Genomic DNA, 12,391 nt, shown 5'->3' with positions numbered 1-12,391 from the left:
CGCGAAGGCTGCGGGGGAGGTGCTGACTAGGCTGACCGGCGATGCGCGACAGACTCTGCTCGAAGGTGGGATGTGCCCGCGAGGCGATGAGCACCCTCACCTACGACTACGGCGACCAGATGGCAGCCCTGGGCCCCATGGGTCCCGCCGGCGACCCTCATGCGCACGACCTGTGCGCGATCCACGCCGATCGGCTGTCGGTTCCCAAGGGCTGGGTGGTCGTGCGTCACGAGACGCTGCGCACCTGATCCTCTCGCGCCGGAAGGGCGTGCGCGGAAGGTCGGGTTTCGCACTCCTCCATCGGGATGTTGGGGGAGTGCTTCACCTTTCGGGGCAAAGGAATCCCGCCCCGAACGGCCATATCCGCCCCGAATCGAAGCCGTGCGGGTCAGGGCTGCTCGGTGAGCGCCGCGGCCCGCGAACTCTCCAGGACCAGCGCGCGGTACTCGCGGTCGCGCCGCACGGCCGACACCGCGCGGACGAAAGTCTCGCCATCCACGGACGGGTGGGGTGAGACGAAGGGGCGCACGGCCTCGGCCAGGGATGCCGCGACGCGGGCTCGTGCGGCAGGCTCCAGTGCCTCGGCTCCGCGCACGAACTGCGACATGCGCGCGGCGAGACGATCGGGCAGCCGCGTGACGTCGGCGATCTCGGCCCAGGGCTCGAGACCCGGTGGCACCCCGGGGGCTGCGGGCGGCAAGGGGCGCGTACGGGTGCGTTCGCTGGCCGTACCCGCCAGCAGGTCGCCGAGGCGTTGCGCGCGCGGCGTGAAGATGCCGACGACGGCCGCGATCGCGCCCAGGGTGAACCACAGCTCGAGCACCCCCACCAACGCGCGGATGAAGGCCTGCCGGAAGCCCGCGGCGCCGCCGTCGGTGCGCACGATGCGGGCCCCCACAGCCAGCCGGCCGAGACTGCGCCCGCGAGACAGCGTCTCGACCGAGGTGGGCAGCACCACCATGACGACCACGAGCAACGAGATGACGCCGATGCCGATCGCCGACTCCGGCAGGGTGCCCGCCCCGATCATCCAGAGCAGGAGCAGAGCACAGCCCACCAGCACGGCGATACCGACGACGAAGTCGATGACGGCTCCGACGGCGCGAAGGAAGAAACCGACCGGCTGAACGTCGAGGGCGACGGCTTCGCCGGTGAGGGTTTCGTCCGCGTTCATGTGCACCACGGAGACCGCGGGAGCGGGGGTCGGAGGCAGAGCCATGCGTACAGTTGACCACATGGACCTCGACGCCCTCACGGCTGCTCGGCGGGACGAGTGGGCCCGTCTCGACGAGCTCGGGCGCATGCGGCATCTGAGCGGCCCTGAGGTCGACGAACTCGTCACCCGCTATCGTGCGGCGTCGGCCGATCTCGCCGACATCAAGACGTCGGCCGGCCGCACCCCGCAGGGCGACTACGTCTCGATCCTGCTGGCTCGCACCCGGCTCCGCCTGACCGGCGTCCGTGAGAACGTCCTCAAGCAGCTGCCTCGCTTCTTCCTGCTGCAGCTGCCGGCAGCCCTGTACCGCGTGCGATGGATGACGCTGGCGGTGACGGTGTTCTTCCTCCTGGTGTCGACGCTGGTCGCCCTGTGGATCTCGGGCGATCCCGCCGCGATCGCCGCGCTCGGCGCGCAGAGCGATCTGCAGAACTACGCCGACGAGCAGTTCGTCGACTACTACCGCGAGAATCCGAACGCGATCTTCGCGGGGACGGTCTGGACCAACAACGCCTGGATCGCGGCGCAGTGCGTGATGTTCGGGGTGACCGGGGTATGGCCGGCGATGGTGATCATGCAGAACGCCGTGGGCGTGGGTCAGTCGGCCGCGATCATGATCGCCTTCGACCGCGCCGATGTGTTCTTCCAGTTCATCCTCCCGCACGGTCTGCTCGAGCTCACGTGCATCTTCGTCGCGGGGGCGGCGGGGCTCCAGATCTTCTGGGCGTGGGTCGCGCCCGGCCGACGCACGCGCGGAGAGGCCCTCGCCGCTGCAGGGCGGTCGCTCGCGACGGTGGCGGTGGGACTCGTCTTCGCCCTCGCACTGTCGGGCGTCGTCGAGGGGTTCGTGACCCCGCGCGACTGGCCGTGGCCGATCAAGATCGCCATCGGCGCTGCGGCGTTGGGCGTCTTCCTCTTCTACATGCTGTGGGTGGGTCGCCGAGCCGCGAGCGTCGGTGAGACGGGTGACCTCACGGAGTACGAGGCGGGAACGCCGACGCTGACGGCCGGGTGAACGGCATCCGGAATCCCGATCGTTTCCCGGCGTGTCATTTTTGATTCACTCAAAATTAGGTAGGCTCGTCGCATGCTCGACAGTCGACCGGATGCCGCCGCGGATGCCCTCATCCGCGGCGCGGGTCTGCGGGTGACGGCGACGCGTGTCGCCGTGCTCGAGGCTCTGCGCGTTCATCCGCATGCGACGGCGGACGCCGTGTACGACGGAATCCGCGGCATCCTTCCGGGCACCAGCAAGCAGTCGGTGTACAACGCGCTCGGCGACTTCGCCGACGCGGGTCTCGCCCGCCGCATCGAACCCGCCGGTCACGCCGGCACGTTCGAACTGCGCGTGGGCGACAACCACCATCACGTGGTGTGCACCTCATGCGGACGCATCGACGATGTGGACTGCGTGGTGGGGTCCGCCCCCTGCCTGCACGTGCCCGAGGGAAGCGGCTACGTCATAGAGACCGCCGAGGTGACGTTCTGGGGCGTGTGCTCCGATTGTCGAGCGAAGTCCGAAGCCGAAAAACCGAGAGGATCCCGATGAGCGACACTCTGAACGGATGCCCCGTCTTCCACGACGGCGCCGCCCCCGACGACAACCGACTGCCGGTGGGCGAGGCCCCCGCCGACAGCGAGCCCGCCGGTGCCCTGCCGCACCCGACCCAGGGTTCGGCCAACCGCGTGTGGTGGCCCGAGGCCCTGAACGTGAAGATCCTCGCGAAGAACAACGCCCTGCGCGACCCCCTCGACGAGGGCTTCGACTACCGCGCGGCGTTCGAAGCGCTCGATCTGGATGCCGTGAAGAGCGACATCCAGCACGTCATGACGACCTCGCAGGACTGGTGGCCCGCCGACTTCGGTCACTACGGCCCGCTGATGATCCGCATGGCCTGGCACAGCGCCGGCACCTACCGGGTGACCGACGGCCGTGGTGGCTCCGGTGCCGGCATGCAGCGCTTCGCCCCGCTCAACAGCTGGCCCGACAACGTCAACCTCGACAAGGCCCGCCGTCTGCTGTGGCCCATCAAGAAGAAGTACGGCCAGTCGATCTCGTGGGCAGACCTCATGATCCTCGCCGGAAACGTCGCGCTCGAAGACATGGGTTTCCCGACCCTCGGCTTCGCCGGTGGCCGCACCGACGTGTGGGAGCCCGACGACGACGTGTACTGGGGCCCGGAGACCACGTGGCTCGGTGACGAGCGCTACACGGGCAACCGCGAGCTCGAGCGCCCGCTGGCGGCGGTGCAGATGGGTCTCATCTACGTCAACCCGGAGGGCCCCAACGGCACGCCCGACCCGCAGCTGTCGGCGCACGACATCCGCGAGACGTTCGGCCGCATGGCCATGAACGACGAGGAGACCGTCGCCCTGATCGCCGGTGGCCACACCTTCGGCAAGACGCACGGCGCCGCGAGCGATTCGCACGTGGGTGTGAACCCCGAAGCCGCCGACATCAACGACCAGGGCCTGGGCTGGACGAACAGTCACGGCACCGGCAAGGGCGACGACACCATCACCAGCGGTCTCGAGGTCACGTGGACCTACCACCCGACCCGCTGGGACAACGAGTTCTTCCACATCCTCTTCGCCTACGAGTGGGAGCTCTTCCAGAGCCCCGCGGGTGCGCACCAGTGGCGTCCCGTCAACGGCGGCGGCGCGGGCCTCGTGCCGGAGGCGCACTCCGACGGACGCCGGGAGCCCCGCATGCTCACCAGCGACCTGGCCCTCCGCGTCGACCCGGCATACGAGAAGATCTCGCGTCGCTTCGCTGAGGACCCCGCTGCGTTCCAGGACGCCTTCGCCCGCGCCTGGTTCAAGCTGACCCACCGCGACATGGGCCCGCGCGAGCGCTACCTCGGCTCCGAGGTGCCCGCCGAGGTGCTCGTGTGGCAGGACCCCGTGCCCGCCGTCGACCACGCGCTGATCGACGCCTCCGACGCAGCGGCGCTCAAGCGGCAGATCCTCGACAGCGGCCTCACGGTGCAGCAGCTGGTCACCACGACCTGGGCCGCGGCATCCACGTTCCGCGGCTCCGACAAGCGCGGTGGCGTGAACGGTGCGCGCATCCGCCTCGAGCCGCAGAAGAGCTGGGCGGTCAACAACCCCGAGCAGCTGGCATCCGTGCTCGAGGTGCTCGAGAACGTCAAGGCCGGGTTCGACGCGCAGGCCGCGGACGGCAAGAAGGTCTCGATCGCCGACCTGCTCGTGCTCGCGGGCAACGCCGGTGTCGAGCAGGCCGCCCTCGCCGGCGGCGTCGAGGTCGAGGTGCCCTTCACCCCCGGCCGCACCGACGCCTCGCAGGAGCAGACCGAGGTCGCCTCGTTCCGCTGGCTCGAGCCGATCGCCGACGGCTTCCGCAACTACGCCTCGCGCGAGACGCGGCTTCCGGCGGAGTTCCTGCTGCTCGACAAGGCCAACCTGCTCACGCTCACCGCGCCCGAGATGACCGTGCTGGTCGGCGGGCTCCGCGCGATCGGGGCTAACTGGGACGGCAGCGACTGGGGTGTGTTCACCGACACCCCCGGCGCGCTGACCAACGACGTGTTCGCGAACCTGCTCGACCTGGGCACGACGTGGAAGCCGCTCGACAGCGGCAAGCACGCGTTCGAGGGCACCCGCGACGGCTCGGGGGAGCGCATCGGGATCGGCACGCGCGTCGACCTGGTGTTCTCGTCGAACTCCGAGCTGCGGGCGCTCGCCGAGGTCTATGCCTCGGACGACGCGAAGGAGAAGTTCGTGCGGGACTTCGTCGCCGCCTGGCGCAAGGTCACCGAGCTCGACCGCTTCGACCTGGTCTGAGTTCCTTCGCCGCGGCTCTGTGGTCGCGGCATCCGGAAGGCTCGTCCCCCGCGTGGGGCGGGCCTTCCGTGGTGTGGGGCGGGCTCTGCGCCGTGCGGGGCGGGCGGTGGTCGCTGGTGGCCTCGTGAGAAACGCGTCTCGCGGCGAGAAACGACGCGACGGGGCGTTTCTTCGCGCGGATCGCGTTTCTCGCGGAGGGGTAGGGCGCGGTGCGGGCGCGCTGCCCGGGACGTCAGGCGAGCGAGAGCCGGCGCAGGCCCTCGTCGAGCGACACCGAAGGTGTCCAGCGCAGGTCGCGGCGGATCTCGGTCTGGTCGAACCAGTGCGCCGTCGACAGCTGCTCGGCGAGGAAGCGGGTCATCGGCGGCTCGTCCTCGCCCGGACGCACGGCCCACACGCGTTCGACGAGGGCGCCGGCCGCGCGAGCCAGCGCCGCGGGCACGCTGAATCTCGGCGGTGCGACACCTGAGGCACGGCAGATCCCGGCGAGCAGGTCGCCGACGGGACGCGGCTCGCCGTTGGTCAGCACGTACGCGCGTCCGCTGACGTCGTCGACGCGGGCGAGGGCGGCGGCGATCCCGGATGCCGCATTGTCGACGTAGGTGGAATCGATGAGCGCCGTACCGCCGTTCAGCAGGGGCAGACGGCCCCGGCGCGCGCGGTCGACGATGCGCGCGATGAGTTGCGTGTCACCCGGACCCCAGACCAGGTGCGGGCGGATCGCGACGAGCGCGGTACCCGCCTGCGCGCGTGAGAGCGCCAGCAGCTCGGCTTCGGCCTTGGTGCGGGCGTATTCGCCGTGCGCGGCATCCGGATCGGCGGGCTCGGCGCCGACGCCCGCGAGCGCGTGGCCGGCGTGTGCGACCGACGGCGAGGACACGTGCACGATGCGCGAGACACCGGCGGCGGCAGCAGCGTCGAGGAGCGTTCGCGTGCCCTCGACGTTGACCGCGCGGAACTGGGCGGGGTCGCCGGCGAGCGACACCTTGGCCGCCAGGTGCACCACGCCGTCGATACCGTCGAGGGCGGATGCCACGGCATCCGGATCCGTCACGGAACCGAGACGATCCTCGGCGCCGTCGACGCGCGAGGGGCGGCGCTGGAGGGTGCGGACGGAGTGTCCGGCGTCCTGCAGGGCACGCACGACGGCCCCGCCGAGGAAACCGGACGCACCGGTGGCGAGCACCCTCACGGCGCCGTGGGCTTCTCGCCGGCCAGGAGGCGCTCGGCCCACGCGGCGACGCGGGTGCGGTCGATCTTGGAGTTGTGACGGATGTCGGTCGGAAGGGTGGGCACCACCAGGACGGCCGCCAGCCGCTGCGGCGTCGCGGCACGGACGGCATCCGTGAGGGCGGGGGATGCGAGCCCGGGGCGTCGTGCGCCGGCCTCGACGACGGCGACGACGACCTGACGGCCGACGGGTCCGACTCCGACGGCCGCGGCGCGCGCGACGGCGTCGACGGTCTCGGCATCCTGCTCGATGCCGACCGGGGTCACGGGTCCCTCGGCGGTGGTGATGACGTGGGGGAGTCGCCCCTCGACCCAGAGGCGTCCCTCGGCGTCGAGGTGGCCGACGTCGCCGGTGCGGTGCCAGCGGTCGGGGAGACCCCGGCGCGCCTCGCGGTCGGTGAGGTAGAGGCGGAAGTAGCCCCGCTTGAGGTGGGGGGCGGAGATGACGATCTCGCCGGTCATTCCGGCGTCGGTCGTCGGCTCTCCGGTGGCGCGGCCGTCGGCGTCGATCGCCGAGATGCGCACCTGGCCCGTGCCGAGCGGGCGGCCGACGCAGACACCGCGGTCACCCGCAGCCTGCTCGATCTCGGGCAGAGTCACGTCGGCGACGAGCAGGCACTCCGTCATGCCGTAGGGCGTGTGGGCGACGGCGTTCGGCATCAGTCGCTGCGCGCGGCGGAGCAGGTCGATGCCGACCGGGGCGCCGGTGGACAGGAACGTCTCGACCCCCTCGAGCGCCGCCCGGTCTTCTCCGCCCAGGTCGGATGCCGTCGCGACGACGTTGGCGACGGCGGCGGGCGAGAGGAACACCATGCGCGCGTCGGAGGCCCGCACGGCCGCGGCGACGGCTGCGGCGGTGAGGGTGCGGGGAGCGGAGACGTCCATGGCGGGGGTGGCGGAGCGGGTACCCAGCGCCGGGCCGAGCAGCGCGAACGGCGCGAAACCGGTCACGAGACCCGTGTCGGCGGTGACGCCGAAGTGCGCGGCGAGGGTGTCGCGCAGGGCCGTGAGCTGCGCGTGCGTGTAGACGACGCCCTTGGCCGGCCCGGTCGAGCCGGACGTGAACAGCACGGCGGCATCGGCGTCGGGCGCGGGCGATGCGGGCAGGGCGCGACCCCGCCCGGCGCGGGCCAGGTCGGACAGACTCGCCTCGACGCCCAGAGCGCGCGAACCCGCCGCGGGGAGGGAGGCGGCCGAGATGCGGCGGCCGGGCCAGCCGAGCGCGCGCGCGGCCGCGAGCCCCGCGACCTCGCCGATGACGACGTCGGGGACGGTACCGCGGACGGCGCGCGACAGACCCCGGATGCCGAGACCGCGGTCGGCCACGACGACGACGGCGCCGATGCGCAGGCACGCGTACAGCGCGGCGGTGAGGGTGGGGCCGGGCTGCACGAGCAGGGAGACGCGGTCTCCCGCGCGGACGCCGAACGCGTCGAGGCCCGCGGCGATCTCATCGACGCGGGTGGCGAGCTGACGCCAGCTCACGCGCAGCGGCTCGCCGTCACGGGAGGTACTCATGTCGATGACGGCGGTGTCGTCATCGTCGCGGCGGGCGTCGAGGGCGTCCCAGAGGGAGCCGGTGACCGCCTCCGCCGGGGCGCCGGAGGCGGTGGGCGCGGGCTCGACGGAGCCGTCGCCCGCGGTGAGGGTCGAGCCGGCGTCGCCGGGCGGAACCGCGCCGGAGTCCTGCGTCGTGCGCGGGATCGCGGCATCCACGACCTTCTCGTCGAGCCAGTCGAGCACGACGTCGGCGTAGGGCCGCTCTTCGGCCATGAGGTGCCCGGCGCCCTCGAAGCGATGCACGTCGGCGTGGGGCAGACGGTCGGTGAGGTCGTCGAGGTGACCCTCGCCGAACACGGGGTCTTTGGGTCCGCGGAGCAGGAGCGCCGGTACGTCGAGCCGCCGCAGGCCGGCCGACATGCGACGCAGGGCCGGGGTGCTCTCGTCGGCCGAGGTGGCGGGGATGTCGGCGACGAACCCGCCGATGCCTCGGCGGCGGGCGACCGTGGCGTAGGGCGCGCGGAAGGCGGAGCGCACGGCCGGATCCAGATCGGCGAGCGCGAGCGTGGTGTCGAGGAACGCGGTCGTCCCCGTCGTCCCGGCGGCGAGCAGGCCCCGAGCGGTCGCCACACGCAACGCGAACGGCAGGGGCGCACCGTCGGGGTGGTGCACGGCGGTGTTCAGGGCGACGACCGCGGCGAGACGGTCGCGGTTCTCGACGGCCCACCCGAGCGAGACGGGCCCTCCCCAATCGTGCCCGATCGTCACGACCGGACCCGGGATGCCGAGCTCGTCGATGAGCGCGCCGAGATCGGCGATGCGCTGGGCGAGCGTTCGCCGCAGACCGGAGCGCTCCGAGAAGCCCATCTCCAGTTGGTCGACCGCGACGACCCGCCACGCCGTGCGGCCGGCTTCGGCGCGCTGCAGCGAGGTGCTCACCAGTGCACGCCAGAGATACGACCAGGTGGGGTTTCCGTGGACGGCGACGATCGTGCCGACGGGGACGATGCCGTGTTCGGCGAGAGCGTCGCCGGTGTCGAGCACGTGCCAGGTGCGGGTGGTGCGCGCATCGGCGGCGACACCGTCGACCGCGACGAGGCGGGACAGGGCCGGGTCGAGGCCGGGCAGACCCACCGGGGGCAGGGTCGCGCCGGGGGCGGTTACCTTCACCAGGCCAGCTCCAGCATGCCGGTGTTCAGCCCGGAGCCCACTCCCATCAGCAGGACGCGGTCGCCCCGGCGCAGCGTCTTCTGCTCGGCGGCAAGGGTGATGGGGATGGATGCCGGTCCCACGTTGCCCAGGGTGGGGTAGGTGACCGGCACACGAGTGCGTTCGAGCTTGGCGGCGCGGACGATCGCGGAGGTGTGCACGGAGGAGACCTGGTGCGTGATGTAGCGGTCCATGCCCGTCCACGAGAATTCGTCCTTCGCCTCCTTCCACGCCGACACGACGAGGTCGAGGCCTCCCTTGAGCAGCGCCTTCGCGTCGGTGAACATGCCGTCGACGCTGCCGACGCACAGGTCGTAGAACTGCGTGGCGGCGCGCGTCACGCCGCCGACGATGCGGTGGCCCTCGGGATGATCGCTCGCGCGGCCGAGTACGGCGGCGGCGGCGCCCGAGCCCAGGGTCAGCGAGGCGAACTCCTGCATGAAGGCGTCGCGGTCGAGGTCTTCGCGCACGAGACGGTTGATGGTGTTGACCTGGATCTCGTCGGCATCCTCGCCGTTGACGATCAGGGCGTACTTCACCTGGCCCGACTGGATCATGCCGGCGGCCAGGCTCATGCCGTTGATGAAGCCGAGGCATGCGTTGGCGACATCGAAGTTGATGGCCGAGCTCGGCAGGCCGAGACCGTGGTGGAGGCGCACGGCCACCGACGGCTCGAGGTGCTTGCGGGTGACCGAGGTGTTGATGATCAGGCCGACTTCGCTGGGGTCGACTCCGGCCTCGGCGAGCGCCTGCTTGCCCGCGGCGATCGTCGCCTCGTCGGAGGACTCGCCCTCGGCCCAGTTGCGACGCTCGTCGACACCCGCGACGCGGCGCAGAAGACCGGGCTTGAGCTTGAGACGCTCCAGCGCCGGGGCCAGCCTCGCCTCGATGTCGTCGGACGTCGTCACGCGGCTGGGCAGGACGCTCGCCACCGAAACAAGAGCCACATCGTCGAAGTGCGTGGTGGCATTACCTGGCAAGAGAGCTCCCGCATCCTGTGCGTAGACGGCGCAGCCGAGCGCGGAGGGGACGCGCAGACGGCTCGAAGATTACCCCTCAGGATAAGCCGCGTCGTATGTCGCGGGCTGCATGGGGGCTGAACGTGCTAAAGGCGGCCCGCCGCCTTGAGCGCGAGGTAGCGGTCGGCGACGAGGGGCGGCAGGTCGTCGGCCGATGCCGACACCGCGTCGCCGCCCGCGCGCACCACCGCGTCGCGCACGCGCTCGGCGTCATGCCGGGCACGCTCGACGGCCGCGGCGGCGTACACGTCGGCGGCATCCCGGTGCGGCGGTGCCTGGCCCGGACCGTCCGTCGCCGTCGCCACCAACAGCCGCGACCGTGACGCGACGGCGGGCAACGATGCGAGGAATGCCCGCGCGGCCTCGGGATCGTCGGCCGCGGTCAGCAGCACGACCAGGGCGGGGCGCACGGACAGGCCGCGCATCTGCGCGAAGGCGGCATCCCAGTCGGTGTCGATCAGCTGGGGGTCGACCGGGCACATGGCATCCACCAGGGCGGGAAGCAGCTGCGAGCCGTCGATCCGGGTGACGCGCGCGCGGGTGACGCGGTCGAACATGAGCAGGTGCACGTGGTCGCCGGCGCGTGTCGCGAGCACCGAGAGCAGCAATGCGGCCTCCATCGCGGCGTCCAGGCGCACTCCATCGCCGACCCGGGCGGCGGCCGTCCGCCCGGTGTCGATGACGATGACGACGTGCCGGTCGCGCTCCGGTCGCCACGTGCGCAGCATCGTCGTTCCCGCGCGGGCGGTGGCCCGCCAGTCGATCGAGCGCACGTCGTCTCCGCGGACGTACTCGCGCAGGCTGTCGAACTCCGTGCCCTGTCCGCGCACCTGCAGCGTGGTGTTGCCGTCGAGCTCCCGCAGCCGGGCGAGCCGTGAAGGCAGATGGCGCCGAGAGGTGAACGGGGGCAGCACCCGCAGGCGCGCGGGAGTGTCGATAACCGCCTGCCGGCCCGCGAGGCCGATCGGACCCACCGAACGCACGACGACGAACGCGCTGCGCAGCTCGCCCCGGCGGCGGGGAAGCAGAGACAGGGGAGCCCCCCGCCGCTCACCCGGGGGGACGGTGACGCTCTGCCGCGCCGTGGGCGCACCCGCTGTCGGCTGCCACGCGTCGCGCAGCCGCGCTCTCAGCGGGCGGGTGCCGAGATTGCGCACCCGCAGTTCCCCCGCGACGGGTTCGTCGCGCAGCGCCCGCTCCGGCAGCGTCCGCGTGATCTCCACGCGTCGCGCGTCGGCGGCCACGGCCGTGTCGACGGCGGCCAGGACGGCGCAGAGCACCACCCAGCCGCCCGCGGCGGTCCACGCCGACACCCCCGCGCTGCTCAGCAGCACGAGGGGAACGACGCCGAGGGCGACGAGCAGGGCGAGGCGGCCGGTGACGAACATCAGATGGGGACGCGGGTCTGCTGCAGGACGGAGGTGAGGATGGCATCCACCGAGACGCCCTCGATCTCGGCTTCGGGGCGCAGGCGGATACGGTGCCGCCAGACGGGCACGAGCATGGTCTGCACATGGTCGGGCGTGATCGCGGGGTAGCCGCCGAGCCACGCCCAGGCCTTGGCGGCGGCCAGCAGTCCCGTGGTGGCGCGGGGGCTGACGCCCAGGAGCACCGAGGGGCTCTGGCGGGTGGCGCGGGCGAGGTCGACGACGTACCCGAGCAGGTCGTCGTCGACGGCGACGGATGCCGCGGCGCGCTGCGCTGCGAGGATTTCGTCGGCCGTGACCACGGCGTGCACCCCGGCGTCATCCAATCGCCGGGGGTCGAAACCGCTCGCGTGGCGACGCAGCACGTCGACCTCGGCGTCGCGCCCGGGCAGGTCGACGACGAGCTTGAGGAGGAAGCGGTCGAGCTGCGCCTCGGGGAGCGTGTAGGTGCCCTCGTGCTCGATGGGGTTCTGGGTCGCCGCGACCAGGAAGGGGTCGGGGAGGGTGCGGCTCTCGCCGTCGGACGACACCTGTCGCTCCTCCATGGCCTCCAGCAGCGCCGCCTGGGTCTTGGGCGGCGTGCGGTTGATCTCGTCGGCCAGCAGCACGTGGGTGAAGACGGGGCCGGGGCGGAAATCGAATCCGCCGGCGCGGGGGTCGTACACGAGCGACCCGGTGACGTCTCCCGGCATGAGGTCGGGGGTGAACTGCACGCGACGCGTATCGAGACCCAGGGCGCGGCTGAAGGAGCGCACGAGCAGCGTCTTGGCCACGCCGGGGACGCCTTCGAGCAGGACATGGCCGCGTGAGAGCAGGGCGATGAGGAGGCCGGTGACCGTCCCGTCCTGTCCGACGACGGCTTTGCCCACCTCGAGGCGCACGCGGTGCATGGACTCGCGGAGGGCGGCGTGGTCGTCGGCGGCCCGGGCCTGAGCCCGTGTGGTGGCGGGGGCGGCGCCGGGCGCGGGCGCTGAGCCGGCGGCGCG

10 protein-coding genes are annotated in these 12,391 nt (G+C 72.1%); 4 read left to right on the top strand and 6 right to left on the bottom strand.

Translation table 11 applies throughout. The features are described from left to right. Window positions 1-41: 41 nt before the first annotated feature. Window positions 42-248 carry a DUF3499 family protein gene (locus tag ASF76_RS12795; RefSeq protein ID WP_055958394.1) on the top strand — a complete coding sequence of 69 codons (207 nt, stop codon included), beginning with the start codon at window positions 42-44 and terminating at the stop codon, window positions 246-248. A 140-nt stretch (window positions 249-388) separates the two neighbouring features. Here the strand turns inward: ASF76_RS12795 and ASF76_RS12790 are convergent, their stop codons facing one another. After that, entirely contained in the window at window positions 389-1,219 is an 831-nt protein-coding gene (locus ASF76_RS12790) for an RDD family protein (RefSeq protein WP_200936134.1), read from the bottom strand. Between the two features lie 16 nt (window positions 1,220-1,235). Here ASF76_RS12790 and ASF76_RS12785 point away from each other — a divergent pair, with 16 nt between their 5' ends. The 3 genes from ASF76_RS12785 to katG all read left to right on the top strand — a co-directional run bounded on the left by ASF76_RS12785 (window position 1,236) and on the right by katG (window position 5,020). Then, window positions 1,236-2,231 (top strand): stage II sporulation protein M, encoded by a 996-nt coding sequence (locus ASF76_RS12785; protein WP_055958391.1) that lies wholly within the window; start codon window positions 1,236-1,238, stop codon window positions 2,229-2,231. A 72-nt stretch (window positions 2,232-2,303) separates the two neighbouring features. Next, complete coding sequence (locus ASF76_RS12780; RefSeq protein ID WP_055958388.1) at window positions 2,304-2,765, top strand: Fur family transcriptional regulator; 462 nt, start codon at window positions 2,304-2,306, stop codon at window positions 2,763-2,765. Beyond that, window positions 2,762-5,020 carry a catalase/peroxidase HPI gene (gene katG / locus ASF76_RS12775; protein ID WP_156459252.1) on the top strand — a complete coding sequence of 753 codons (2,259 nt, stop codon included), beginning with the start codon at window positions 2,762-2,764 and terminating at the stop codon, window positions 5,018-5,020. The genes ASF76_RS12780 and katG overlap by 4 nt, the downstream gene beginning before the upstream one ends. 232 nt (window positions 5,021-5,252) lie before the next feature. On the opposite strand, the gene ASF76_RS12770 is transcribed toward katG, so the two are convergent. The 5 genes from ASF76_RS12770 to ASF76_RS12750 form a co-directional block, all read right to left on the bottom strand. Further along, window positions 5,253-6,212, bottom strand: a complete 960-nt coding sequence (locus tag ASF76_RS12770; RefSeq protein WP_055958384.1) for an NAD-dependent epimerase/dehydratase family protein — start codon at window positions 6,210-6,212, stop codon at window positions 5,253-5,255. After that, on the bottom strand, window positions 6,209-8,920 hold the full coding sequence (locus ASF76_RS12765) for an alpha/beta fold hydrolase (RefSeq protein WP_055958381.1): 2,712 nt from the start codon (window positions 8,918-8,920) through the stop codon (window positions 6,209-6,211). The genes ASF76_RS12770 and ASF76_RS12765 overlap by 4 nt, the downstream gene beginning before the upstream one ends. After that, window positions 8,917-9,939 carry a 3-oxoacyl-ACP synthase III gene (locus ASF76_RS12760; RefSeq protein ID WP_055958378.1) on the bottom strand — a complete coding sequence of 341 codons (1,023 nt, stop codon included), beginning with the start codon at window positions 9,937-9,939 and terminating at the stop codon, window positions 8,917-8,919. The genes ASF76_RS12765 and ASF76_RS12760 overlap by 4 nt, the downstream gene beginning before the upstream one ends. A 125-nt stretch (window positions 9,940-10,064) precedes the next feature. Then, complete coding sequence (locus ASF76_RS12755) at window positions 10,065-11,366, bottom strand: DUF58 domain-containing protein (RefSeq protein ID WP_055958375.1); 1,302 nt, start codon at window positions 11,364-11,366, stop codon at window positions 10,065-10,067. Beyond that, on the bottom strand, window positions 11,366-12,295 hold the full coding sequence (locus ASF76_RS12750; RefSeq protein ID WP_055960074.1) for an AAA family ATPase: 930 nt from the start codon (window positions 12,293-12,295) through the stop codon (window positions 11,366-11,368). Before ASF76_RS12750 ends, ASF76_RS12755 begins: the two co-directional genes overlap by 1 nt. Window positions 12,296-12,391 lie beyond the last annotated feature (96 nt).

Origin of the sequence: Microbacterium sp. Leaf151, from assembly GCF_001424225.1 — a bacterium.
In the GTDB taxonomy this organism is placed as follows: Bacteria; Actinomycetota; Actinomycetes; order Actinomycetales; family Microbacteriaceae; genus Microbacterium.
This window is presented reverse-complemented; position numbering and strand designations above follow the sequence as displayed.